The sequence below is a fragment of the Cohnella sp. OV330 genome (assembly GCF_900112065.1).
Taxonomy (GTDB): Bacteria; Bacillota; Bacilli; order Paenibacillales; family Paenibacillaceae; genus Cohnella.
Genome location: NZ_FOKE01000001.1, coordinates 634,403 through 660,326 on the forward strand (window position 1 = coordinate 634,403; position 25,924 = coordinate 660,326).

General features: G+C 63.0%; 16 protein-coding genes and 2 riboswitches. All 16 genes read right to left on the bottom strand.

Annotation, left to right across the window (positions count from 1 at the left end):
* Positions 1–1,281, bottom strand: coding sequence for a 5-(carboxyamino)imidazole ribonucleotide synthase (gene purK, locus BM235_RS02440; protein WP_369803465.1), 1,281 nt, complete (start codon positions 1,279–1,281; stop codon positions 1–3).
* A 5-nt stretch (positions 1,282–1,286) separates the two neighbouring features.
* Complete coding sequence (gene purE / locus BM235_RS02445; protein WP_090108935.1) at positions 1,287–1,772, bottom strand: 5-(carboxyamino)imidazole ribonucleotide mutase; 486 nt, start codon at positions 1,770–1,772, stop codon at positions 1,287–1,289.
* A 264-nt stretch (positions 1,773–2,036) separates the two neighbouring features.
* Positions 2,037–2,138: riboswitch (purine riboswitch) on the bottom strand.
* 1,084 nt (positions 2,139–3,222) lie between these two features.
* Positions 3,223–3,831 carry a hypothetical protein gene (locus BM235_RS02450; protein ID WP_090108936.1) on the bottom strand — a complete coding sequence of 203 codons (609 nt, stop codon included), beginning with the start codon at positions 3,829–3,831 and terminating at the stop codon, positions 3,223–3,225.
* Positions 3,832–4,054: 223 nt separating this feature from the next.
* Complete coding sequence (locus BM235_RS02455; protein WP_090108937.1) at positions 4,055–4,570, bottom strand: GNAT family N-acetyltransferase; 516 nt, start codon at positions 4,568–4,570, stop codon at positions 4,055–4,057.
* Positions 4,571–4,576: 6 nt separating this feature from the next.
* Positions 4,577–6,760 (bottom strand): ABC transporter transmembrane domain-containing protein, encoded by a 2,184-nt coding sequence (locus tag BM235_RS02460; protein ID WP_090108938.1) that lies wholly within the window; start codon positions 6,758–6,760, stop codon positions 4,577–4,579.
* 232 nt (positions 6,761–6,992) lie between these two features.
* Complete coding sequence (locus BM235_RS02465) at positions 6,993–8,387, bottom strand: NCS2 family permease (RefSeq protein WP_090108939.1); 1,395 nt, start codon at positions 8,385–8,387, stop codon at positions 6,993–6,995.
* 129 nt (positions 8,388–8,516) lie between these two features.
* Positions 8,517–8,617: riboswitch (purine riboswitch) on the bottom strand.
* Positions 8,618–8,805: 188 nt separating this feature from the next.
* The gene (locus BM235_RS02470) at positions 8,806–9,558 is read right to left on the bottom strand and encodes a YdcF family protein (RefSeq protein WP_090109584.1); all 753 of its coding nucleotides are present in this window, start codon (positions 9,556–9,558) and stop codon (positions 8,806–8,808) included.
* A 75-nt stretch (positions 9,559–9,633) separates the two neighbouring features.
* Positions 9,634–11,163: a glutamine-hydrolyzing GMP synthase gene (gene guaA / locus BM235_RS02475; RefSeq protein ID WP_090108940.1), complete on the bottom strand. Its 1,530-nt coding sequence runs from the start codon at positions 11,161–11,163 to the stop codon at positions 9,634–9,636.
* A gap of 297 nt (positions 11,164–11,460) precedes the next feature.
* Entirely contained in the window at positions 11,461–15,363 is a 3,903-nt protein-coding gene (locus BM235_RS02480) for an S-layer homology domain-containing protein (RefSeq protein WP_090108941.1), read from the bottom strand.
* A 171-nt stretch (positions 15,364–15,534) separates the two neighbouring features.
* The gene (bcp, locus tag BM235_RS02485) at positions 15,535–15,999 is read right to left on the bottom strand and encodes a thioredoxin-dependent thiol peroxidase (RefSeq protein ID WP_090108942.1); all 465 of its coding nucleotides are present in this window, start codon (positions 15,997–15,999) and stop codon (positions 15,535–15,537) included.
* Positions 16,000–16,176: 177 nt separating this feature from the next.
* The gene (locus BM235_RS02490; RefSeq protein WP_158543663.1) at positions 16,177–18,336 is read right to left on the bottom strand and encodes a Sip1-related alpha-galactosidase; all 2,160 of its coding nucleotides are present in this window, start codon (positions 18,334–18,336) and stop codon (positions 16,177–16,179) included.
* Positions 18,337–18,415: 79 nt separating this feature from the next.
* Positions 18,416–19,471: an ROK family protein gene (locus BM235_RS02495; RefSeq protein ID WP_090108944.1), complete on the bottom strand. Its 1,056-nt coding sequence runs from the start codon at positions 19,469–19,471 to the stop codon at positions 18,416–18,418.
* A complete protein-coding gene (locus tag BM235_RS02500) occupies positions 19,468–20,097 on the bottom strand; it encodes a D-sedoheptulose-7-phosphate isomerase (RefSeq protein ID WP_090108945.1) in 630 nt (209 codons plus the stop codon). Before BM235_RS02500 ends, BM235_RS02495 begins: the two co-directional genes overlap by 4 nt.
* A 293-nt stretch (positions 20,098–20,390) precedes the next feature.
* Positions 20,391–22,826: an alpha-mannosidase gene (locus tag BM235_RS02505; protein WP_090108946.1), complete on the bottom strand. Its 2,436-nt coding sequence runs from the start codon at positions 22,824–22,826 to the stop codon at positions 20,391–20,393.
* Entirely contained in the window at positions 22,827–24,389 is a 1,563-nt protein-coding gene (locus tag BM235_RS02510; RefSeq protein ID WP_090108947.1) for a sedoheptulokinase, read from the bottom strand.
* Positions 24,390–24,661: 272 nt separating this feature from the next.
* Positions 24,662–25,921: an amidohydrolase family protein gene (locus BM235_RS02515; protein WP_090108948.1), complete on the bottom strand. Its 1,260-nt coding sequence runs from the start codon at positions 25,919–25,921 to the stop codon at positions 24,662–24,664.
* Positions 25,922–25,924 lie beyond the last annotated feature (3 nt).

The following is a 25,924-nucleotide window of genomic DNA, read 5'->3' on the forward strand; positions in this document are numbered from 1 at the left end:
TTAGACCCTCCAAATGGTTGATTCGTCGATCCATGCGAGCGCGGCTTCGGTATCCGCGGCCAGCACGTTGACATGGCCCATCTTGCGCCCGGTCTTGGCTTCGGCCTTGCCGTACAGGTGAATCTTCATCGCGACGCCGAGCCTGTCGGCCTCCGGATCGCGCGACTGCATCCAGTCCAACAGCGGCTCGACATGCTCGCCTAGGATATTGCCCATCACGACGGGCGACAATAGCGAGGTGTCGCCGAGCGGGAGGTCGCAGATCGCGCGGATATGCTGCTCGAACTGGGACGTGCGGCACGCCTCCATCGTATAGTGCCCGGAATTGTGCGGCCGCGGCGCCAGCTCGTTGACGAACAGCGTGCCGTCCTTGGCGACGAACATCTCGACCGCGATCAAGCCGACGGCGCCGAGCGTCTCCGCGATCGACACCGCGAGGCGCTCCGCCTCGGCGATGACGGCGTCCGGCACCCGCGCGGGCACGATGGACAAATGCAATATATTGCGAACGTGAATATTCTCGGCAGGGGGGAACGTTCGGATCTCTCCCGACGGCCTGCGCGCGGCGATGACCGAGATCTCCCGCTCGAAGTCGATGAACTTCTCGAGCACGAGCTCGGTGCCGGCGCGGCTCGCCTCGTCCCAGGCGAGAGCCAGCGCGTCCGTCCCGCGCAGCACCCATTGGCCCTTGCCGTCGTAGCCGCCGGTCGCCGTCTTCAGCACGGCGGGCAAGCCCAGGCGCTCGGCCGCCTCCTGCAGGTCGGCGAAGCTGGCGATCTCGGCGTAAGGCGCGACCCGCGCGCCCGCCGCCTCGATGGCGCGCTTCTCGCGCAGCCGATGCTGCGTCGTATGCAGCAGGGCGCTGCCCTGCGGCACGTACGATTCGGCCTCCAGCATCGCCGCGACGTCCGCGTCCACGTTCTCGAACTCATACGTGATGACGTCGCTGCGGCGCGCCAGCTCGCGCGCCGCGTCGCGGTCGGCGTAGCCGGCCACGATCTGCTCGGCCGTCTGGCCGCAAGGCGCGTCCGGCGTCGGATCGAGCGCCACGAATCGGTAGCCCATCCGGCTGCCCGCGTGCGCCAGCATCCGTCCCAGCTGCCCGCCGCCCAGGACGCCGATCGTGGCGCCCGGCAAGATCGGACGAGCCGGCTTCGCGCCGACTACGGCCGCCTGGCCGCCCTGCGCCGCTCCGTTCTGCAGGCCGCCGACCGGCCCGCAGCCGTCGACGCCGCATGCCTCGCCTTCGCCGCCCAGCAGTCCTTCAAGCTCGCGATTCAGCCCGCTCATGGCAGCACCGCGTTGTCCAGCACGTCCTGCGTGATCCGCTCGCGCCGCGCGGCGACGCGCGCCTGCACGTCCGCGTCGAACGCGCCGACGATCTGCGCCGCCAGCAGGCCGGCGTTCGTGGCGCCGGCCGCGCCGATCGCGACCGTCGCGACCGGGATGCCCCCCGGCATCTGGACGATCGACAACAACGAGTCCAGCCCGTTCAGGGCGGCGGACTTCACGGGCACGCCGATGACGGGCAGGACGGTCTTCGCGGCGACCATGCCGGGCAGATGCGCCGCGCCGCCGGCGCCGGCCACGATGACCTTGAGCCCGCGCTGCGCCGCGGATTCCGCGTATTCGAACATGAGATCCGGCGTACGATGCGCCGATACGACTTTTTTCTCATAGGGGACGTTCAGTTCGTCCAGCACCTCGCACGCCTTCTTCATCGTCTCCCAATCGGACGTGCTGCCCATGATGACCCCGACGATTGCCGACATGGTTCCACCCTTTCCCCCGTTAGCTTTTCCTCATTGTCATTATTGCACAAATTCCGTCGCAACTTGTCCGGTCCGCGAATCCGTCCGCACGTTGCGGCGATCCCCCGGCACGGACCCGGCCTAAAGCGCAAAAAAGGGCGACTTCCGGCCGTTGTCGGCCCTCCGTCTAACCCCGTCTCTCACCCTATATTCCCGGCTTCGCTCCCAGGCGCCGCAAAGGCGCAACGCGTTCCTTCCCGCGAGGGATCGTCCCGCATTCCGCCTATCGTCCGTCCGAGAGCTCGTAGTCCGGAAATTTAAGGTCTCCGGGTAGAGACGATCGGGCCTTATTCCCGATAATATACGAGCGATTCCGATTCTGTTTGCCGGTTTTTAGTTTAACCCAAACCTCACATGTCTGTCAAACGAAAAGGCGAACGCTAACGATTGCAGAAAAAACGAATGTTCGGATTTTAGCCCTGCAATTCCGAGGGTGAAGGTTAGATTAAGAAATTTTCAGTAAATTTAAGATTATGAAGGTTAAACAAAAGCAGCGACTCCGAAGAGAACGCTTCACGGCCGTGTCGAAGGGCGGGAGCAGCGGCGGTCGGAGCCCCGAAAATAAACAATGCTCGCGTCCACTTCTATGACACGCCTCATCCGTGCCGGCGATTGAGCATCGTCGCTACTCGGTATGCCCTGCTCCGGTATGGCCTGCTGCGGCAAGTCACGGCAGCGCGAGCCAGACATTGCGCCCCCGCTATCGCCGCGTTCATGCACAGAATATGTGCATCTTGGCTCTACACGGGCAATTCGCCGGCGCCATCGCGGCGTTCATGCACAGAATATGTGCATCTTGGCGTTGGCCGGGCGTTGTGCTGACGCCATCACCGTGTACATGCACAGAATATGTGCATCCTGGCATCGTCGCCCGCGATCCTTACTCGCTGCCGCTTGACCGGCACATCGCCCCTTCTCGCTGCCGCTCAGTAGAATGTGTAGACGCAGGTCAACACTTCTCCTCTACTCGCTCCCGCTCGGAACAATGTATTGACCTACGTCAACACTTCGCCTCTACTCGCTCCCGCTCGGCACAATGTATTGACCTACATCAACACTTCGCCTCTTCTCGCTCCCGCTCGGCACAATGTATTGACGTAGGTCAACACTTCACCCCGCTCGCGTCCGCTCAGCAGTTGCCCATGCCCCATGCACGCCAGCAGTCAAATGAGTCCTACCACGAGCAGGGCCAGCGCCTGCTCCCGCAGGCTCCGCGCAACTCGCCGCTCCGAAGCCCCGCTCCGGAGGCCGTTGCCCGACAACATCGCGTTAACTCCGCCCCCGGACCATACAAAAATGGAGCGAAGCACGCCGCTCCACCCCAAAAACCATTCCTATAACGTCGACGTCCGACTTGCCGTATTCACGCTTGGCAACCGGTTCTACCTGCCGCCTTAAAGAAAAAGACGCCTCAGGCCTGGGGCGCCATTTGCTTCTTCTCGTGGGGCGTTATGATGGCCTCGGGCAGCGCCCCTCTTCGCGCCAATCGCGACGCGAGACCGCCTATCCAGGCGTCCAGCTCGCTTAGCGGCGCCTTGTACAGCGCCAGCCCCTCGACGACGGTCCGCGCCGCGCCGGGTAGCCGCGCGATCCGCGCGAACAGCCGCTCGTTCGGATCATGATCGGCGACGGTCCAGAACTGTACGTACGCGGCGTCCGGATTGCCCTCGCGAATCGAATCGACGAGCGCCCTGGCAGCGGCGAGGAACACGACCGGCGATCTGCTGTCCGGTTCGATGAAGACGGTCTCGATCTGGCAGTTCTCCCGGTCTTCGTACTCGCCGGGCCCGGTGCCGTAGACAAAGCCGAATGCGCCGATCTTCTCGTAGGAATCCTCGCCATGGATGAGCGTAGCCCTGCCGAGCGCAAGCGGACTTGCAAGGAAACTTAGCTTGATCGCGAAGGGATACGGCATATTGAGCGCATCGTGGCGCGATATGAGATAACGAAGGTAGGAGGCATGGTCCATATCGAGCTCGCAGTTCCGAAATATCAAGCTCTCGCCCGCGCTTAGCGTCATGTCGGCCACCTCCAGACTTCGGTTAAATGTGCGGCGCAAGCACCGCCCAGCCGCGTTCGGCCGGGACGGCCGCTCTCTTACTTTTGAAGCTGGGCGCGGAGTTTATCGTTAACCAGGATGATTTTTCCGAAGCCGCTGCCTTTAACGACTTCCTTGATATCAGGCTTAGCAGGATACATACGACGACCTCCTTCGACAAATATTGGGTGATTGCCCAACACAACTATACACGATTCCACTTTTCCAGAACAGACCTAATCTTGCCCACCGAGCCGGCGTATATCGTCTCCGGTCCCCATTCGCCGTCGCGGACGCCGCATGGCTCTACGAACTTCGCGTACAGCCTGTTCAAGTAGCGGTTATCGCTCTGCGCCGCCAGCCGGATCTCCCGCACGCCCGGATGGCGCTCCGCGATCGTATGGACCATAAAGGCAAGTCCTTCGGAAAAAAGACGGCTTCCGCGGTATTCCCGGTCGGAGAGCGCGAGATCGATCAAGGCGACGTTTTTGTCGGCGAAGCCGTCGTCCCGCGTGCCGTGGAAGAAGACGCCGATGCCGACGGGGTGCCCGTCTTTTTTCGCCAGCACGAGATGACCTTCCGTTAAGTACGAATAGATTAACGCCGTCGTGGCAAGCATCGAATACGAAGGGTGAACGTCTCGAATATGTTGAAGCATAAAAAGGCTGGCCTGCGCTAAATCGTCGTCCGTCTCGCATAACGTGAATTGAAAGTGAGCCATCTACCTTCATCCTCTCTTCGGGGCACGTCTCAAGCGGCCATCCTCGGCTGTGGCGGACGCTTGCAACCTGCCGGCCATCGTGCGCTCGAGCGCCGCCATCGTAGCCGGCGACGATTCGACGAGTCTCCTGAACACCTCCCGGCGCATAGACAACAATACCCCTGGCCCGAGCGCCCGCACGGTGGCCGTCCGCGGCACCTCCCGCATCAGCGCGATCTCGCCGAAGTAATCGCCGTCCTGCAGCGTGGCGACCCGCCTCGCTTCTCCTACGGGCTGCTCCTTCAGAACCTCAAACTTGCCGCGGACAATGATATAGAACGTGTGCCCCTCTTCGCCTTCGCGGACGATATCCTCGCCCTCCGCGCACGGTCGCGTGGAGAACAAGCCCGCAAGGCTCTCCAGGAGCCGCGGCTCGACATCCTCGAAAAAGGGCAGCCGGCCGAGCCGGTCCGCGCCGACTTCGGCATGCAGACCGTCCTCGGACAATGAAAAGCCCTGCTGCTTGTCCCACAAGCGCGCATATGCGCCGCCGAGGCCGAGGAGCTGCTCGTGCGTGCCGCTCTCGACGACTTCGCCCCGGTCGAATACGTAGATGCTGTCCGCCTCTACGACCGAGGAGAGCCGGTGCGTCACCGAGACGACGGTCTTGCGGCCGCGCAGCGACAGGACCAGCTCGTTGACCCGCGCCTCCGAGACCGTATCGAGCGCCGCGGTCACCTCGTCGAGCAGCAGCACGTCCGGATCGCGGAGCAGCGCCCGGGCCAGCGCGATGCGCTGGCGCTCGCCGCCGGAGAAGCTGGCCCCCTCGTGCCGAACGGTCGTATCGAGACCTTCCGGCCAACGGTCGACCGCCTCCTGCAGCCCGGCCCGGCGCGCCGCGTCGGTCACGTCGGCGTCGGTCAGGCCTTGCCGGTCCAGCAGCAGATTGTCCCGTACCGTCGTGTTGAACAGAAACGTGTCCTGCCCCACGAGCAGCGCCAGTTCGCGAAGCCACCGTTCGCCGATCTCGCGCAAGTCGACGCCGTCCATCGCGACGCGACCCTGTCTCGGGTCGTAAAGGCGGGCGAGTAGCTGAAGCGCCGTGCTCTTGCCGGAGCCGCTGGCGCCGACAAAAGCCGTGTAGCTGCCGCCTTCGATGGCAAGCGATACGCCTCGCAGCTGATCCCCGCCTTCGCCGTAGCCGAAGGTCACGCTCTCCATCGCGATCCCGCGGATCGGGGCAGCAAGCGAGCGCGGTTCGGCAGGTTCGGGCACTTCGGACTCGCGCGCCATGATCTCGCCGATTCTGGCGAAGCTGACGCGCGCCTCGATGATCCCGGGAATGAGATAAGTAAGGTTGGTGGCGGACTGGCCAACCGTCATGAACAGCGTGAAGAAGGCCATGAATCCGCCGATCGTCAGATCGCCCCGAAAGATCAGGTACCCGCCGATGCCGATCATGAGGCCGTTCAGGATCATCAGCGATACCAGCGGGAGCCGCTCCATCCATGAGGTCACAAGACGCAAGCGCAGGCCGCTTCGCAGCATCTCTCCGACGAGCCGGGCGGCCAAGTCTCCGACCCGCGCCTGCTGATGGAGACTGCGGATCGTCTTGTGCCCCTTGACGGTCTCGTCGATCGCGTTCATGAATCGCTCCTGCGACGTCTTGAATCGCTGCTGGCCTTCCTCGGCCCGGCCTTGCAGCAGCTTGGGTCCGACGATCATGAGCGAAGCGCCCGCGATCATCACCAGCGTCAGCCGCCAGTCGAGCGTGAACAGCATGACGAGACCGAGCGCGACGCTAAGCGTCTGCGCGAAAAGCAGCGGCACCGTCGCGCCCACGGTGCGCTCTACCGAGGCGGTATCCGTCGTGAAGCGGGACACCAGATCGCCCGTGCCGTATCGCTGGTAAAAGGAGATCGACTGCCGCTGCACCCGCTCGAACAGATCGAGCCGAAGCTTCGCGACGCCCTGGCCGACCAGTCTGCCGAGCGCGTAGTCGCCGGTCAGGGACGCCGCGATCGACAGCAAGCCCGCTCCGATCAGCAGACTCAGGATCAGCGCGAAGACGCCGCCATCCTTGGGGACGAACGCCTCGTCGACGAGATACTTCAGACTGAGCGGAGCGGCGACGGCGTACGCGGCATCGATCAGCAGGCAGATCAGCAGCAGGGCGATGAGCCCCCTGTAAGCGGAGAAATATTTAAGCATAAAGTCTCCAGTGCCCTGGCGGGCGGTTGATAGCAAGATATATCAACCATATCGTACCTTTTTGAAAAGTGTCAATCCTTGTCGGACGATCGGCGCCAGCGGCAGTTGTGCGGCAGCATCGCATAACGCCGCGACTTCCGGCGCCCGAGACTGGGCACATCGATCAAACATAAAAAAATCTCCGCTCCTTCTCATTAGAAGGAAGCGGAGATCGCGTGCAGCGGAGTGTGGATCAGCCTTCCGCGCCGATGAACACGTAACGCGCGATGACGAGCACGAACAGCACCCACATCAGCCAGTGAACCTGGTACTTCTTCTTGCCTGCCAGGTTGGCGATGACGGCCAGCACCACATACGAGATGATGCCGAACGAGATGCCGTTGGCGATGTTGTAGGTGAACGGCATCATGGCGATCGTCAGGAACGCCGGAATGCCCACGACGAGATCCTCGAAGTCAATCTCCTTGACGGACTGCATCATGAGCACGCCGACGATGATGAGCGCCGCGCTCGTCGCCGGAGACGGCACGAGCAGCGCGATCGGCGCGAGGAACAGCGACAACAGGAACAGCACGCCGGTCGTCGAGGACGTCAGACCCGTGCGGCCGCCTTCGGCGATGCCTGCGGAGCTCTCGACGAACGCGGTCATCGTGCTCGTGCCGAGCATGGCGCCGCCGCTGACGGCTACGGCGTCGACGAGCATCGCTTTGCCGACGAGCTTGCGTCCCTTCTCCTTGTCCTTGAAGAAGCCGGCCCTGTTAGCCGTACCGACCATCGTGCCGAACGTGTCGAACAGCTCGACGAACGTAAACGTCGCGATCGCCGACAGGAGGCCGGTCGTCAGCAGGTCGCCGAAGTCGAAGTCCCAGAAGTTCAGCTTGCTGAAGTTCGGCACCCAGTCCGCCGACTTCAGCGTATCGAAGGTGACGACGTCCACGCCGGGGATCGCGCCGACCAGCGTCGTGATCAGGATGCCGATGAGGATCGCGCCGCGCACGCGCAGCACCATCAAGGCGCTGATGACAAGCAGACCGAGCACGGTCAGCCAGACGGAAGGCTCCGTGATGTCGCCCAGGTGGAAAATCGTCTCGTTGCTGTTCAGGTTGTTGTAGGAGCCTGCCGCATAATCGGCGAACGGGCTCAGCGAGATCGTCAGCAGGCCGCTGCCCTTGAGGCCGATGATCGTGATGAACAAGCCGATGCCGACCGTGATCGCCACCTTGATGCTGTCGGGAATCGCGACGATCAGCATCTGACGCACCTTGGTCACGGTCAGGATGATGAAGATAATACCCGAGATGAATACCGCGGCCAGCGCCATCGATGCGCTGATCTCATGCCCCGACGCCTTGGAGGCGACGACGGTCGTCGCGAAGTACGCGTTCAGGCCCATGCCCGGCGCGAGCGCGACCGGGAAGTTGACGAACAAGCCCATCGCGAGCGTAAAAATGCCGGCGCCCAGCGCCGTCGCGAGGAAAATGCCGTACGTGTCGAGACCCGTGCCGTTGCCCAGCACCAGCGGATTGACCGCCAGGATGTACGCCATCGTCATGAACGTCGTGATGCCGGCCATGATTTCCGTGCGTACGTTCGTACCGAATTCCTTCAGCTTAAAGAAACGTTCCATCGTCTCCAAAGCTCCCCTTTCGCCCCTTTAAAGTTGGCGCCACAACCAAAAAAACCTAGAAGATGTTTCTCCTAGGTTCCGCATAAAAACGCGTTCTCATGCGCGAAGCCCGATCGCTTCGATCGCTGCTTCGCCTTGCGCGTTTTTCCTAGCCAGGTCCTTTGCGGTGACCTTGTAGAGACATCCGGGCCAATCCCCGGAAATATACGAATCGATATGCAATTGTTTTAAGTTATGGTCCCTCGCCTATTCTAGAGCCGAAATTTGTCGGATGTCAACAGAAAACTGAATGTTAACAACCAAAACGAATGATTACGTTAATGATTTAGCAAAATTATCAAGCAATCGCCTGCAAATGTATATTGTAAGCGGAATCAAAGTGAACATTCGAATAAAAGCACGCTGCTCTCTTGCTACCTCATCGCAGCTTCGTCGCCAGCAAGCCGAGATACTCCTTGAGGGCCGTCCCCGTCGTGGCTCCAGCCGCGCTGCTGGGCGCGAACAGACCGGGGTAAAAGGAGAAGCGTCCTCCGCTCGAGAGATAGTCCGTCGGGAAAGGCTCGGGTTCGACGCCGGCCAGTCGGAATTCCCGCATCGCCCGCGGCAGATGGAAGGCGGAGGTGACGAGAACGGGACGCGACAAGCCTGAGGACTTAAGCAATTCCGCCGTGTAGACCGCGTTTTGTTCGGTGTTCAACGAGCGGTTTTCCACGAGGATGTCGCCGTCCGGCACGCCAAGCCCGATCAGCTGCCTTCTGGCGATATCGGCTTCGTTGCCGCTATCGGAAAATACTTGTCCGCCCGAGAAAAGAATCGGCAGCCCAGTCGTCCGATGCAGCCGGACCGCCGTCATGAGCCGGTTGGCGGCCCCGCCGGACAGATTGCCCTCGCCGCCGAGATCGGGCGTCCCGCGCGTCGCCCCGCCGCCAAGCACGACGATGACGTCGCCGCTCGCCGCGTTCGGTTGGTCGTATTGCCGTTCAAGCCCTTTGATCAACGGCTGGCTCGTTAACGGGATGACCGAGAGATAGAGCAGCAGCGCGACGGCGGCGATCAGCATAGCCGGCCGGCGCGACTTCCTCCATAGCCAGACCGAGGCGGAGAGCAGCAGCAGAACGAAGATCCCCGGCGGCAGCACGAAGCTGTATATGAACTTAATGATATAAATCAGCTGGACGCCCTCCCTTGACCGGTCATGAAAAATCCCTTTTATTTGCCTTTGGCGCAAATAAAAGGGATTCGCTTTTTATTCCCACTCGATCGTCGCCGGCGGCTTCGACGTGATGTCGTAGACGACGCGGTTGACGTCCCGTACTTCGTTGACGATACGCACGGAGATCTTCTCCAGCACGTCCCACGGGATGCGCGCCCAATCGGCGGTCATGCCGTCTATGGAGGTCACCGCGCGGATGCCGACGGTATACGAGTACGTGCGTCCGTCGCCCATGACGCCGACGCTCTTCATGCCCGGCAGCGCCGTGAAGTACTGCCAGATCTCGCGGTCAAGCCCCGCCTTCGCGATCTCGTCGCGCAGGATCGCGTCGGACTCGCGCACGATCTCGAGCTTGTCCTCGGTCACTTCGCCCAGCACGCGGATCGCGAGACCCGGGCCCGGGAACGGCTGGCGCATGACGATCGCGTCAGGCAAGCCCAGCTCGGCGCCGACCTTGCGGACTTCGTCTTTGAACAGCGCCTTCAGCGGCTCGACGAGCTTGAACTTCATGTCTTCCGGCAGGCCGCCGACGTTGTGGTGCGACTTGATCGTCTGCGCCGTCGCGGTGCCGCTCTCGACGATGTCCGTGTACAGCGTGCCTTGCGCCAGGAAGGCGAAGTCGTCGAACTTCGCGGACTCTTCTTCGAAAACGCGAATGAAGTCGCCGCCGATGATCTTGCGCTTCTTCTCCGGATCGCTGACGCCCTTCAGGTTGCCCAGGAAACGCTCGCTCGCATCGATCTTGACGACGTTCATCTCGAACTTGCCGACGAACGTGTCCATGACGCTCTCGGCTTCGCCCTTGCGCAGCAGGCCGTGGTCGATGAACATGCAAGTCAGCTGGTCGCCGATCGCGCGGTGGATGAGCGCGGCCACGACGGACGAATCGACGCCGCCGGACAGCGCGCAGAGCACCTTCTGGTCGCCGACTTCGCGCTTGATCTCCGCGATCATGTCCTCGATGAACGACTCCATGCTCCAGTCGCCCCTGCAATCGCAGATGTTATACAGGAAGTTGCGGATCATCTCGTTGCCGTATACGGAGTGACGAACCTCCGGGTGGAACTGCACGGCGTACATCCGGCGCTCCGGATGGCTCATGGCCGCGACCGGCGCATGCGGCGTGCTGGCGTCGACGCGGAAGCCCGCAGGCAGCTCGGTGACGTGGTCGCCGTGGCTCATCCAGACGGTCTGGCGCGTCTCGAGATCGCGGATCAGATGCGAATCGGCCACGAAGTCGACGTCCGACTTGCCGTATTCGCGCTTGGCGGCCGGTTCGACCTTGCCGCCTTGCTGATGGGTGATCAGCTGCATGCCGTAGCAAATGCCTAGGATCGGGACGCCGAGCTCGTAGACGCCCGGGTCGACGGAAGGCGCGCCTTCCGCATAGACGCTGGCAGGGCCGCCCGAGAAAACGATGCCTTTGGGATTAAGCGCGCGGAGCTTGTCCGCCGGCGTATTGTGGGGGAGCAGTTCGCTGTACACGCCCAGATCGCGGATCCGCCTGGCGATAAGCTGGTTGTACTGGCCGCCGAAGTCGAGTACGACGATCATTTCATGCATTTGATTAGTCACGAGAAGTAGACGAGCCTCCTATCCGGGCCTGACGCCGCCATACGGCGCCGGTGATGAACCGTGTTGCACGATAAACGGAATCGATTGAAGCTATTATAGACTTGCTGCGTGACAGCGTCAACCGGAGATCCCGCCGCCTCTCTGCTCGATCTTCCCGCAATCAACGGCAGCTGAGAGGCGCTCCTCTACCCCGTACGCGATATCAAATCAGCAAGGCCGGCAGGAGTAAAAAACGGGCAGCGGGAGCGTTGAGATCTCCCGGTCTGCCCGGCTGCATGAGGAAGATTAATGATCGATGAATTGCACGGCCACCAGCAGCCGTTTCAATGTCGCTGCCGCTTCCGCCCGGGTCGCGAAGGCTTCCGGACGCATTCGGCCGTCGGCCGCCCCGCGCATAATGCCGGCTGCGGCGATCCGTTCCGCCGCCGAGCGGGCCCAAGGCGAGATTTGCTCCTCGTCGGAGAAGCTTGCCCGTGCACCGTTGGATCCGGATGCCTTTGCCGGTTCCCCCGCAAGCGTCAGCGCATTGGCCAACATGAAGGCCATTTGCTCTCGCGTCACCTGGGCGTTCGGGTCGAACCGCTCCTCCGTCACGCCGCTCGCCAATCCAGCCTTCACGCCGGCCGCCACCTCCGGAGCGAACCAAGCGTTCGCGGGAACATCGGCAAAGGTCTGAGCCGTCGGATCTGTCTCTGTCTTCAGCCCCATCGCCCGCACGAGCAGGGCGAGGAATTCCGCGCGCGTAATCTTGCCGTTCGGGGCGAAACTCGTATCCGATACGCCCAGCACGATCTGCTTCGCGGCCAGCAGCTCCACGTCATCCTTCGCCCAGTGGCCGATCAGGTCATCGAACGAACGCTTCGTCGTTTCCATAATGGCATAGATGCTGTTGTGCGGCAAACGCATAGACATTTGCTTCTTGTCGTCGCTCCTCGTCCCGATGACGGCCGGAACGAAGGACAGCGACGAGGCGCCCGGATCATAGACGACGGCGGTATAGCTGCCGCCTTCCTTAATGCCCTCCAGAACGATCGCCCGAGCCATGTACGTGCCGCCGAAGTCCTTCACTTCAAGCGACCTGCCGCCTGTCGATACCGTAATTCGGAATTCGACGGCTTGACCGATCAGCTTCATCCCTTTGCCTCCGGCCAAGCGTTCCAGCTCGGTTCTCGTCGAGCCGGACACTTCCGACGCCCAGATATTCACCTTCATATGGTTCAAGTCGACTCCAAGCCGGGATGCGAGGTCCGCCAAATCAAGCACGCTCGCCTGCAGCTCGAAGCTGGAGCCGTTCAGCCGGGTCTCGAATAGAACGTCAGGGAACGTGGCCATCAGCGCCCCCAGCTTATCGGCCGGGAACTCCGCCTTCACGGTCTGCTCCGTATCGTCGATAACCAGGACAACCTTCGGAATGCCGACTTTATCGAGCTTATCCCGGATCTGATCTATCAGGTAGTCGGACAGTACGACCTTATCGATGACCGTCCCGTCCGCCTGAACCTCCTTCACGAGGTCCGGCGGCGCGATTCGGACCAGAATGCCTCCGTCCGGCGACGTATCGAATGTCGTTCGCGGACCGGAAGGAATGTCGGGCGACGCCGAGATGGACGAGATCGTGATCGTCTCTACCGCTTCGTTGCCGGCGGCATCTCGGGCATATACGGTATACGGCCCGTTCTCCGTCACCTCGAACGTTCCCGACGCGAGTATCGAAGTGCCGGCAGAGCCGTTCGCGAATTCGGAGACGCTGCGCGTGCCCGTCATCCAGCTCAGCTTCGCCAACGAGTTGCCCGCGGCCCGTTCCCCGTACACGGTCGCCGTCACCCCTACCTTTGCTTCAGAACTCGAAACCTGAGTCGCCGCAAGCTCCAGCTCCGGGGCCACACCGATCAATCGAATGCCGCTCGTATCCGGCACGCTGAAGCTTAAAGGGGCTTGGGTGTCGTCCGAGATAAAAGTGACATCGGCGCCATCCGCCAAATCAAGCTGCGAAGCCGGCTGTATGCCGTCCTCATCCGCCATTCCTTCGGGAAGCGTATAACTGAAGGTTAACGTCTTCGTCGGCTCGCCTGCCGCGCCTGTATAAACCGCATATACAGACTGCGTCACCGAGCCGGTGCCCGCCGCAATCGGCAGCCTCGGCGTGCCCGTGACGCTCACCGGCTCCTCGTAGGTTAAGGTAAAGACAAGCTCTCCGTTCGTTCCGTACAGGCCGGACGCAGGTACATCCAGCACGACGCCGACTACCGTTAGTTCAAAAGCCGCGATCGCGTCGTTCAGCGTCGCCGATGCCGCGTCCAATTGCGCCTGTGTTTGTTTCGCCGCGTCATCCAACACCGCCTGCGCGGCGTCGATCGCCGTCTGCAGCGCGTTCCGGGCGCTTCCGGGCGCCTGTCCGACGCCCGTCCCCTCCGGACGATCCGTCAGCGCCTGCTCCGCCGTCGCGATCGCCGCGTTCAGCGCCGCCGGGTTGCCGGCCTGCAAAATATTGGTCAAGTCAATCGTCTTGACCGTCTCATTGCCTGCCATATCCCTTGCATATACCGTATAAGTTCCGTTGCTCGCCGCATCGAACGCTTTGGCGACCGTGACATCGGTACCTGAGACTGCGAAGTCGGACACGCTCTTGTTCCCGGGCAGCCACTTCAAGAGACTGAGCGAATTGCCGCTGCCGTTCGCCAGCGCCGATATGTTCACGGTAAGCGGATCGAACGTATCGCTCGTCGTCGAAGGCGTGAGCGTCAGATCGGGCGCAGCGGGCATGCTGACCTGGTGAGAGACGTTCGCGGACACTTGCGAAGTGTAGTTGCCGTCTCCCGAGTAACTGGCGCTAAGCGCATGCGTACTCACGCTCAGCGCTGACGTCGTCCAGGTAGCGATGCCGCCGGTGAGCGGAACGCTGGTGACTAGCGAGGTAGATCCGTCTTTGAACTGGACCGTGCCGGTCGGCGTCTCCCAATCGCCGGTCACCGTAGCCGTCAACGTAACCGACTGCAGCTTGGTCGAAGAGGATGCCGGCGACACGCTTAGCGTTACCGATGGCGCAAACGTTAATCGGACCGGCGCCAGCGTCCCGCTGCCCCAAGTCCAGATTCTGCCATCGTCATCGATCGCGTACGATCGGCCGTAGCCGGCGGCAACCGACTTGAAACGAATCGGCGTTCCGCCGTCCGTCACGGTCAGCTTGCCCGGCGATCCGTTGACTTTCGTGCCGTTGCCCAGCTGTCCTTGGTCGTTAAGCCCCCAGCTCCAAATGTCGCCGTTCGCGTCCAGGCCCAGCACGAATCGCTCTCCGGCGGATACGGAATCGAAGGCTACCGGAGCTCCGCCATCTTTGATCGCGCGTTTCGTGGGCGTTCCGTTGTCCGTCGTTCCTCCGTCTCCCAATTGGCCCGATTCGTTCTCGCCCCATGTCCAGACCTGTCCGCCGGCATCCACGGCGGCGTGCAGCATGTAAGAGGAGGAACTTCCCGAGCCGTTGCCCGTCGAGATCGATCGGAAGTCGACCGGTGCCCCGCCTCCGTCATTGAGCACGTATTTGCTCTTGACTAAACCGACTGCGTAGAGATTCCAAATCCGGTTGGACGTATCAAGCGCAATCGCATCTTCATTGTTGTCCGATATCTGATTGAATGCGACAGGACTTCCCCCATCGGCAATAGGCAGCTTGACCGGCTGATCGCCGATCGCGCGCCCCCATCCCCAAATGCTCCCGTCGCGGCTATCGATGGCGAACGAGGTGAGTCTGCCTCTCGCCATTCCCGTAAACGTAACATCCGTGCCGCCGTCCAATACGGGCAGCTTGGTCCAGGAAGACGAGCCCGGCAATGACGGGCCAACTCCATCCTGTAAGTAATCGCCCGCCCACCACAGGTGTCCCGAAGTGTCGAGCGCCGTGGAACCCGACCAGCCCGTCTTAACGTCCTGAAACGTCACGGGCGTTCCCCCGTAAGTCACATCGATCCTTCGGGGCGTCGACGCACTTGTCGTCGTCCCGTCGCCGAATTGGCCGGAGCTGTTGGATCCCCACGCCCAAATATAGCCGTCGTTATCCAAAGCGACCGTCGTGCCGTACTCCGAGTTCACGGACTTAAACTTCAAGCCTGTCGCCGCGTTCGCCTGCGGGGGCACGAGCATCGGGCCTGCTAATAGGAGAATCGCTAGAAATGCAATCAACAGTTTCTTCAACTCCGACTTCCTTCCCGGCAATCAATTAATAGATTAGTTAATACTATTTTATACCAATTCCCGTCTTCCGGTAGACTTTTTTCGACAAAAGCGCAAAAAGACTCCTGCCAACGGAGTCCTAGAAATTAAAAACGCCAATTATGAAGCGGTATCCCTATCCGAGCCGTGTCCTCACCCTTTTACCGCTGCCAGAACCTTCTCCGCATGCCCTTTCACCTTCACGTTGCGCCATTCTGCACGGAGCACGCCTTCCTCGTCGATAAGAAAAGTCGAGCGGACGATGCCCATATATTCCCTGCCGTACAGTTTCTTGAGCTGCCACACTCCGTATAGCTCCGCTACCCGGTGGTCGGGGTCCGACAACAGCAGAAACGGCAATCCGAACTTGTCCGCGAATTTGCGATGCGCTTTAAGATCGTCCGGGCTCACGCCGAGCACGACGGCGCCGGAATCGCCGAACGCCGGATGCGCGTCGCGGAAATCGCACGATTCCTGCGTACACGTCGGCGTGTTGTCCTTCGGATAAAAGTAAAGCACGACCTTGCGGCCGCGATATTGACTCAGACTGACCGGTCCCTCCGCGCTCTCCAGCTCAAATTCGGGCGCGGGCGAGCCGACTTGAAGCGCTGCGTCCACTTGCTTCTCTCCTTTTTATCTACAGGTCTCCCCATAGCGTATCAGATGTCGTTGAAGGAGTAAAAGCATGTCGGCGGCGTCGCGGCAATTGACGTTATTTCCCGGGAAAAGAACAACCGGATTCGCCACCCCTCGCGGGTCTGACGAATCCGGTCATGAAGCGAAATCCCGCTCTGCTCAAGGGTTCTCGGCTGCGGCGAGCTCGATCTCGAGGCAGCATTCTCCGTTGCCTTTCGGCAATTGGACGGTGTAAAAGCGCGCGCAGGCGCTTCTAACTTCGACATCCTCGCCGTCAACGCGCGCGGATATCGGCGGCCTGTCGGAGACGAAGCCGAACGGCCCGCCGCCTTCCCGGACTCGGACGCGCATCCTGCCGCGGCTGTCCGCCGCGCACGTCAGCACCGCATGCGAGCCGGCGAACTTGTCGAGCCTGCCGAGCGGCGCGAAGCCGTCCGAGAGCGGCGCGACGGTCCAGATCGCGCTGACGCCCGGCGCGAGATCGAGCGCGAGCGCCTCCCCGCGGCTCACTATCTCTGCTTTGCCCGAGCCGTGCTCGTGCAGCGCGAACCGCTCGCCGCTCAAGCCCGGTACGTCTCCCGGCCCGATCGACGCCTCCATCCCGCCTGCCTCCGCGTCGATCCGGAAGAGCGCGATCACCCCGGCGCCGCCGGCCGTGTTCCACAGCTTGAGCGGCAGCGCCTCCCGCGTCGGATCCCGAAGCAAGCAGTCGAGAGCCGGCACCGCGACTCTGTCGCAGCGAAGCAGCGAGCCGTCGCGGTAGGCGAGCTGCCGCAGCAGCGCAGGATCGGTCTGGCCGGGCGGATCGCTCACGTAGACCGGGCCGCCGCTGATCGCCCGGAGCAGCGCGCCGGCGCGCGCATCCTGGTGCCGCGTCCAGAACATATCCCAGTCGCCCCAATAGAAGGCGCCGTGCCAATAAGAATTATAGGCGTTCTGCAGCGCGTGCTCCGCAAAGCCGCGCAGGTCCTGCGGCACGAAGTCGTCGCTGCTGCGCGACACGGCCGATTTCGGACGGTGCCAGACATTTTCGGCGGCCATCCCCATGCAATTGATCAGCGCCGAGTCGAAGTGGAGCGCCACCGACGCTTCCAGCGATGCGTGCGCTGCCGAGGCGGCGTCTCCGACCGCGTGCGAACCTTCCCAGAAATTCGACACGGCGCTCTGGCTGTCCACCTTGACGAAGTCGACGCCTTGGCGCGACAGCCAATCGTGCCAACCGTGCCAGAAACCGAACGCTTCCCCGGGTTCGGGCGACGGGAGCAGCTGTCCGCGGGCGTTCGAACGCAAGAATCGGCCGTAGCCGCGCGCCTCCTCGCTCTGCGGATCGATGCCGCCCCAATAGCCCGCGATCGTATGCCATACGCCGACATGGCGGATGCCGAACCGGTTCTTGAGCAAGCCGACCGCGTGACCCAGCCCCTGCGGGAACTTCGCCGGATCCGCCTCGAACCGCGCCAGCTTGCCATCGCGTACGTCCGACCACCCGTCGTCGATCATGAACCAGCCCGCCGGTACGCCAAGACGCTGGAGCTCATCCGCCTTTTCCAATAGGCCTTCCTCGTTGACCTTATGGTAAAAGGCGTCCCAGCTGCACCATCCCAGACGATCGAGTAGCGGCGGATAGGTCTTGGCGGAGCGCAGCAGGCCGGTTCTGCCGAGCGCCTCCGCGGCGGCGGCCGTATGTCGCTCGATCATCGCGTACGGATCTTCTCCGACGCCCAGTACGAACGCGACGGCATCCATCCGCGTCATGCCTGTCCCGCCAGGTGTCAGCCGGATAACGATGCCACCTTCGTCGCCCGACACGTCGGCGCGGACGGCGCCGCCGCTGACGGGCAGCACCTGCAAATAGCGTCCGGCGTCGCCGCAAAGCATCGATTGGGTCCGTTCGGGCACGTCCTTCCAGTCTGTGCCGAAGGCAGGCCGCGTCCACCAGTCCTTGTGCTGGTAGACGGCCATCCAGCGTCCGGGCGCGGCGCCCGCATCCAGCTGCAGCTCGATTGCGCAGGACGGCGCGAACGTCCGCTGGCGCCCGAAAACGTTGTCGTTCGCAAGCTCCGCCTCGACGCGTCCCTTCACGCAATCGCCCGACCGCCGGACGATTAACGCGACGCGGATGCCGCCCGCCTCGTCCGAGAAGGCGTATCGGGTTTCGTTTAATGCATTTTCGTCGCTATTCGTCGACCTTTCCGCGACCCGCGGCAACGGCAGCTCCGCGGACTTGCCGCCGGGTTCGGTAAGCCTTACCGTGCAGCGCACCTTCGACGCCTGGCCGCCGCCACCTTTCGCTCCCGAAGCGAGTAACCATTCGAACATCATCCGTGCCTCCTTCGACTTTCTTTTGGAGCCTCGCAAGCCGCAAATGCCGTACGAGCCCCGAGAGCTGCGCGTTGGTTCACGCCTCCAGCGCGTGCAACGCGACCGACAGGCTTGCCGCGTCCCCGACGTTCTCCCGCAGCTGCGACGGCAAGATCCGGCAAGCCGCGAGCGAGCGCGGCAGCGCCTCCCGACGCAGCGTCTCCAGCACGACCGGCGCCAGCAGCGGCTCCTGCCGCGCGTAAATGCTCCCGATGACGATCGCTTCGGGATTGAGCATGTCGACCATCACGGCGAGGCCGCGGCCCAGCTCGATGCCGGTGACGCGTACGATCAGCGCGGCTAGCTCGTCTCCTTCCCGGGCCGCGTCGAAGATCATGCGAGCCGTTAGCGTTTGCTCGGCGCAGGCGCCGGTCGTAAGCGCGGTCGTCTTGCCCGCTTGCAGCCATTCCTCGATCATGCCGATGCCCAGCCTCGCCATGCCGCCGCCGCTGCAGAAGCCTTCGAAGGAGCCGGCCTTGCCGTATCCGACCGGACCTTCGTCACGCATGCGAATATGCCCGACCTCGCCCGCCATGTCGTTTACGCCTGTATAAAGCCTGCCGTTTAAAATCAATCCCGCGCCCATGCCGGTGCCGAAGGTGAGGAACGCCATATGGCGGGTGCCTCTCCCCGCGCCCCAGCGCCACTCCGCCAGCGCGCAGGCGTTGGCGTCGTTCTGCAGCGCTGCCGGCACGCCGAACCGCTCGCGCAGCGGCGCGAGCACGTCGATGCCGTCCCAACCCGGCAGGTTGGGCGGCGACAGCACGAGGCCGGCCTCGCTGTCCAGCGGGCCGCCGCAGCTGACGCCGATCGCGGTCAGGCTGCTGCCTTGGACGCGAGGCGGCGAGCCCGCCGCAGCTTCAGTCGCCTCGGCCGATATCGCCGCTTCCCCGGCCGCTCCCGTCGCACTGCCGCCATGCTCGGCCAGCAGCGCATCGAGCGCGTTCATCAACGCCCCTATCGCCTCCGAAGGGGTCCCGGGCGTCGGAAAGCTCGTTTTCCCAAGGATGTCGATCCCGCTCTTCGACGCCTCTCCAACGACAGCCGCGCACTTCGTGCCGCCGATATCCAGCCCCCCGAGCAGCCGTCTCATGGGAAAAACGCCTCCTCGAGCATGATGCACAGCGCATGATAGATCGGCAGATGCCGCTCCTGGATGTCCGGCGTCCGCTCGTAGGGCACGCGAATGGCGATGTCGCACAACGAAGCGAGCTTGCCGCCTCCGCGGCCGGTGAAGGCGATCGTCGCGAGACCCAGCGACTTGGCGACTTGGACCGCGCGCACGACGTTAACCGAATTGCCGGACGTGCTGAACACGACGAGCGTGTCCTCCGGCCTGCCGTATCCATGCACCTGCTGCGCGAACACCATGTCGGCCGCCACGTCGTTGATGTACGCCGTCGCCAGCGCCGACTGGCTGACGAGCGAGATCGCCGGCAGCGCGCCCTGCAGCCTGTCCGCGATATACGCGCCTTCTTCGCCCCAGACGGCGAACCGCTCACGCTCGGCCTCGCCGAGCCGGCGCGGCGACATGAAGCCCTTCATCAGCTCGCCGACCACATGCTCGCAATCCGCGGCGCTGCCGCCGTTGCCGGCGAGCAGCATCTTGCCGCCTCTCTCGAACGAGCTGCGCGCGGTTTCATAGGCTCGCTCGATATCCGTGCGGCAGACGGCCAGCTCCGGATACTTCGCGATCAGGTCCTCCAGCGTCCGGCTCATGCGCGGCACCTCCATTCCATCACTTTATATCGTTAAAAGTTTCTAGCGGACACGAGCATGATAGCGGAACTTATTTCCGCTATCGCGCCAGCCAAGCACGGTTACGCGCATCTTAGCGGAACTTTTTTCCGCAATCGCACCAGCCAAGCTCGGTTACTCGCATCTAACGGAACCTTCTTCCGCTATTGCATCTGCCAGCCACGTTTACCGGCGCCTTAGCAGAACTTTTTTCCGCTATTGCACCTGCCGTAAACTCTCGCTCACACGCCGCAGTTCAAACGGCCCGCTACAGCTCAAACGCCCCGCTCCAGCAGATCCGTCTCGACGACCGGCTCCGCCGCGTCCCGCGGCACGCGGAACGTCTTGATCTCGCTGGGCCCGAGCTCGGCGCGGATGGTCCGCTCGAAACGCGGCAGGACGAGCTCCGCCACCGTGCGGCGTCCTTCCGTCTCATAAGCGCGGATGATCAAATCTCCGCTGCCGTCTTCCGCGATTTTCACCGCGCTCACGACGACATTGTCCGCTGACGACGCCGCGTACGAATCGGACAGCGGCAGATCGCCCTCGTGATACGTCTCGATGACCGCCGTCGGCCTGCAGTTCAGCTCGGCCGCGCGATGCGCGGTGCCCGCCTGCTCCCAGCCGCCTTCATGCGGCAGCAGCGAATAATTGAATCGCTGGATGCCTTGGTCGATAAACGAATACTCGCCGTCCGGCTCCGGCACGAGCGGATCGTGATGCGCGTAGATCGGGCTGCGCAGCACGGTAAGCGCCAGCTCTTTGCCCGAGATGCTGTAGCTGTACTTGGCGTCGTTCAGCAAGCTTACGCCATAAATCTTGTTCGTCTGGCGCGTCAGCCCCGTGTAGTCGACCCAGCTCTGGCCCGGCTCCTCTTCGCCGTTGTGCTCGCGCTGGATCGTGCCGTATGGCGTCTCATACGTATGCTTGCTGAAGATGACGTTGATCGGGAACACGAGCTTCAGCATCTTAAACTTCTCGCGCCAGTCGACGGTCACGCTGACGTCGATCAGCTCGCGGTCCGGGTACATCGCGAAGTCCTGCACGAGCTTCGAATCGCCGTACCGGCTCACGACGCGAATGACCGACTTGACCGGGCCATGCTCGATGCGCGACACTTTAACCGCCTTAAATTCCCCGGCAACCTTGTTAAAGTGAAGCACGTCGTGGCTCCACGTATCCGATTTGTCGTCGATGACGACCGCGCGGGCCGCAGGACCGGCGAACACGTCGTGTTCCGCCTTCTTGTCGCGCAGGCTCTTGATCGCGCCGGTATCGCGGTCGAATTCGAGGCGGAAGCGGCCGTTCTCGAGCACCAGGTCGCTCGCCGCGATCGGCGCGCCTACGGCCTTGAGCGACTCTGACTCCGCGACCAGCTTGTAGGTGCGATAGCCGAGCGGCGGCAGCACCGCCAAGAAGCTCAGGCGATAGCGTCCGCCCGAGGTTGCCTGCGACTGGACCGTCTGAAAAGGCACCGGCATATCGTTTTCGTCCGTCAGCACGGTCCTCGGCCCGATGCCGCCGACCTCGAGCTCCACGTTAACTTTGCTCGCCCAAGCATGCGGATTGAACACGACGATCGGCTTCATGCCCTCGTCCTGACCGATGCCGACGCGCCAGGAGATCGACTGCACCGCATCGTTCAGCGCGCGGTCCGCGATCGCCATCGCCTCGCCGAACAGGTAACGCGCATCCTCGTAGGCCGCCTCCAGGCTCGTGCCTGCCAGTATGTCGTGAAACTGGTTGAACAGCACGTTTTTCCACGCGCGTCCGAACGCCTCGAGCGGATACGGCTGCCCCGTGATCCAGGAAGCGAGCGCCGAGTACTTCTCTGCCGCGGCGAGACGGTTTTCGGCCTGCCGGTTCCACTGCTTGATGCCCGAGTGCGCGCTGTAGCAGCCGCTCGCGTGATGCTGCAGATCGTCGTGGACGACCGGAAACGACAGTCCGGACGCCTCCATATCCGCAAAATACTGATCCGGCGTCGAGAATACGAGCTTCGGTAGCTCCGGATCGTCGTTCAGCGCGCGGATGCTCTCGATGTTTTCTTTGGTCGGGCCGCCGCCGTGATTGCCGACGCCGTAGAAGAACAGCAGATCGTTCAGCGGTTCCTTGAACTCGCCCAGCGCGCGGCGGACGTGACCGCCGAGCTCCTTGCCCCAGGACAGGTACTCGAACATGATGCGGAACGTCAGCACCTTCGAGCCGTCGTCCGACTGCCACCAGAACAGCCGGCTCGGGAGCCCCTTTTCGTTCGGCATCGGCCGCATCATGACGTAGTAATCCATGCCGCTCTTCTTCAGAATCTGCGGAAGCATGGCATTGTGGCCGAAGCTGTCGACGTTGTAGCCGACCTTCGCCGTCACGCCGAACTTTTCCATAAAGTAGCGCTGTCCGTACAGTCCCTGCCGCACGAACGACTCGCCGCTCGGAATGTTGCAGTCCGGCTGGATCCACCAGCCGCCGACGAGGTTCCAACGGCCTTCGGCCACCCGCCGACGGATCTCCTCGAACATGTCCGGCGCGTTGATCTCCACCCATTCGTACATGGCGGCCGAGCTGGACGTGAACACGAAGTCGTCGTACTCCTTCATGCGGTCGAGCGCCGAGCGGAACGTCGCCTTGACTTCCTGGAAGCCCTCCTGCCATTGCCACAGCCATACCGGGTCGAGGTGGGCGTTGCCGATCATGTAGAGCTTTCTGTGCTTCATTTAAACGATATCCCCTTCCGTCAGGCGGGCGCCGCCCATACAGGTCAACGCCTCGTCGTAATCCGTGAAAATGCCCGCGCATACCGCCGCATGCACGGCCGCGCCGAAGGCGGCTTCTTCCCGCGCCCCGGTGAGCTCGATCGGCGCGCCGATCCGTTCCTCCAGCAGCCGGCGCAGCGCCGGGTTGCGGCGAAGGCCGTTGCCCGCGCCGACATGGCGCCGCACGCCGGCGAGAAACTCGGCCGGGAGCTGGGCGGCGAACGCTGCCAGCTCGTCCGCGACGCCCGCCAGCAAGCCGGCGGTCAGTGCCTGCGGCGTGAAGCCGGTCGCGTCCAGCCCCGCGATTCGCGCTTTGCGGTGCGGATCGGCCCGCGTGCCGAAGAACGCAGGGTCTACCCGCGGGAGCGTGCGCCCCTCGTCAAGCGCGCTCATCGCCCAGCCGTTCATGGCGGCATACAGCCGGTCGGCGGACACGCTGCCTTCGCCGCCGCCGAGCGCCTCCGCGATCTCGCGGTAGAACGAGGCGAGCAGCGCATAAGTTTTGCCGCCGCCGAGCGAAGCGCCGGACAACAGCCAGCCGCCGCCCGGAAACGGGCGCAGCTCGAGGCCCGCCGCCTCAACGGGCTCCGGCGCGTACAGCGACAACTGCGCGCCCGTCCCTACGTTGAAGAGCAAACTGCCCGCGAGCGCCGGCACGGTGCCGAGGTAGCTCGCCTGGTTGTCGCCGATGGCGGCGGCGACCGGAATGCCTTCGGGCGTCGTGCCCGCTAGCGCGCCTGACGGCCCTGCCAGCTCCGGCAGCATCGCCGCGTCGATGCCGGCGCGCGCTGCCGCGTCCGCGTCGAACGACCGGCTTCGCAGGTCGAACAAGCCGAGGCCCGCCGCCTGCGTGGCGTCTACGAGCGGCGCCGTCCGGCCCGTGAGCCGCATCGCCGCGTAGTCGCCGACGGTGCACAGCTTGGCGGCCGCCTCTGGCACGCCGCCGGTCCGGCGCAGCACGTCGTGCGTCAGCAGGCCGTAGCCTGACGGAACGGGAGAGCCTGTCAACGTCTCGAGCCGTTGGCGGTAGGTCGCCGCGCCTGCGGCCGCATTTTGACGATCCGCCGTTTTCCTGCCGCCTGTCCCGCCAATGACCGTTCCCCGGTTATCCGTCGCCCCTCCGCCGTTCGCGTCTTCGTCCGCTCCGTCTGTCAGCAGCCGCTCGCCCCGCCCGTCCTGCCACGTGTAGAGGGGACTAACGGCCCTGCCGCTTCCGTCGACGTAGAGGATGCCGTGCATCTGCGCGGAGATGCCGATGGCCGCCGTCTCCGGTAGCAGGTCGCGCCATTCCTCGAGCATCGCGAGCAGCTCGTCCGCGATCCGATCCGGATCTTGCAGACGCTCGTCAGGCGCCTCTCCGGCAATCGCAGCGAGATTCGGCCGAACGATCGTCCGAACGACGGTCCCGCCCCGCGTATCGACCGCCGCGGCGCAAAGCGAGGTCGTGCCGACGTCGAGCCCGATGACGTACCGTTTGCCAGCTTCGATCGCCGCCCGCGCGGCATTTCCCCTATTTTCGGACATGACGCCCCTCCTCCCCGCAGCCTTCCTTCAACCACGATCCCGATCGACTTGACCGCATATCTCATCCTGCAAAAGTACACGATACATTCGTCAAAATGAGAATTGCCGCACGTAGCCTGCATATGTGCAGGATAGCGCCCTCTCATTCACGATTTTGCGGTCCATAAGCCTCGCTATCCTGCACTTTTGCTCGATCGTTTCGCTTGAAGCCGCACCTTCCGCTCTATCCCGCACTTTTGCGCGATAGCTTCGCTCGAAGTCGCGCCTTCCGCTCAACTCAACCCTTCCAACCCGTACAGCTCGATGACGTTGCCGCGGAAGATGCGGTTCGCGAAGTCGATCGCCTCGGCCTCGCTCAGCGCTCCCGCTTCCGCTTTTTCGCTCAGCGTTTCGGATACGATCCGCTTGGCCAGTTTCAGATGCGCATAAGTGCCTTCGATATGGTTGTAATCTCCGCCGTAGCCCTGGATCTTGCTCGCCGGGATCATCTCGATCGCCTGATGCAGCGTCTCCTTGGCCGCGGTCGGCGTGATGATGTAGATCCAGGTGAAGTCCGCGTACGCGTTCGGGAAGTTCTTGACCATGCTGAGGTATACCTGATGAAACGGGAAGCCGGCATGCAGCAGCACGAAGCGCGCATCGGGATAATCCAGCAGCAGCGGCACGAGGTGTTCGGGGTTGGAACGTCCGATGATGTTGCCGTCGCCCGACACGCTCGTCTCGTGATGGCCGGTATGAATCTGCACGGGCAGGCCGATCGCGGTCGACCGTTCGATGACGTGCCGGATCATGTAATCCTGAAGCGGCCGCAGCTCGCTCTCCGTCATGATCGCGCCGCCGAGCAGCCGGTCGTAGAGGCGCTCCGCGTCGTCGCGCGCCGGATTGCCGCAGGCAAGCGTCCGCCAGTATGCGTGGCCCAGCTTGGTGGCGACCATGCCTTCTTGCTTGTATCGTTGCAGCAGGCCGTCCGTTTCGTCCAGATAGGCGTGGAACGATCGCGCTTCCGCGTCCTTGTCCATCGCCCGCCAGACCGAGAGGAGGTCCTCCGTCGTATTCAAATTAAAGGTGAAGTCGAGGAACATGATCGGCCGGAACCGGTCGTAGCCGAGATCCGTCGTCTGGATGAGCGTGAATGCCAGATCGATGCCCGACCGTTCGCCGAGCACCTCGTCGTACCAGCCGGGATTCGCGCTGGCCGCGAGCACGCTCGCATTCGCTTGCAGGATGCCGTCCGCGTTCCAATCGCGGAGGCCGTGCAGCTCCTCCATCGCCTGCTTGAACATGCGGGCATAAGTCGTGTTGGACGTGCGTTGCCAGTACTTCAGAAAAACGGTGGCCCGTTCTTCGTCGGACAAGCCGAGGCGACGGTCGAGCGCGCCGCGCTTCATGCCTGCGGAGATCAAGTCGGATTCCAGGTAGTGCAGCAGCGAGAAAAGGTCGTGATTTTCCCTGCGGCGAATCGAAGGCGTCGCCAGGTGCTCGTGCGCGTCGATAATGCGGAGCTGTCGGATGTGATCGTGTATGGTTTGCATCTC

What these genes read in the sequence shown, in the direction of transcription:
- BM235_RS02510 (WP_090108947.1), bottom strand. Translation starts at nt 24,389, where the DNA reads ATGTCCGAAAATAGGGGAAATGCCGCGCGGGCGGCGATCGAAGCTGGC.
- BM235_RS02450 (WP_090108936.1), bottom strand. Translation starts at nt 3,831, where the DNA reads ATGACGCTAAGCGCGGGCGAGAGCTTGATATTTCGGAACTGCGAGCTC.
- guaA (WP_090108940.1), bottom strand. Translation starts at nt 11,163, where the DNA reads ATGCATGAAATGATCGTCGTACTCGACTTCGGCGGCCAGTACAACCAG.
- BM235_RS02500 (WP_090108945.1), bottom strand. Translation starts at nt 20,097, where the DNA reads ATGAGCCGGACGCTGGAGGACCTGATCGCGAAGTATCCGGAGCTGGCC.
- BM235_RS02465 (WP_090108939.1), bottom strand. Translation starts at nt 8,387, where the DNA reads ATGGAACGTTTCTTTAAGCTGAAGGAATTCGGTACGAACGTACGCACG.
- BM235_RS02515 (WP_090108948.1), bottom strand. Translation starts at nt 25,921, where the DNA reads ATGCAAACCATACACGATCACATCCGACAGCTCCGCATTATCGACGCG.
- BM235_RS02505 (WP_090108946.1), bottom strand. Translation starts at nt 22,826, where the DNA reads ATGAAGCACAGAAAGCTCTACATGATCGGCAACGCCCACCTCGACCCG.
- BM235_RS02455 (WP_090108937.1), bottom strand. Translation starts at nt 4,570, where the DNA reads ATGGCTCACTTTCAATTCACGTTATGCGAGACGGACGACGATTTAGCG.
- BM235_RS02460 (WP_090108938.1), bottom strand. Translation starts at nt 6,760, where the DNA reads ATGCTTAAATATTTCTCCGCTTACAGGGGGCTCATCGCCCTGCTGCTG.
- BM235_RS02490 (WP_158543663.1), bottom strand. Translation starts at nt 18,336, where the DNA reads ATGTTCGAATGGTTACTCGCTTCGGGAGCGAAAGGTGGCGGCGGCCAG.
- purE (WP_090108935.1), bottom strand. Translation starts at nt 1,772, where the DNA reads ATGTCGGCAATCGTCGGGGTCATCATGGGCAGCACGTCCGATTGGGAG.
- BM235_RS02495 (WP_090108944.1), bottom strand. Translation starts at nt 19,471, where the DNA reads ATGAGACGGCTGCTCGGGGGGCTGGATATCGGCGGCACGAAGTGCGCG.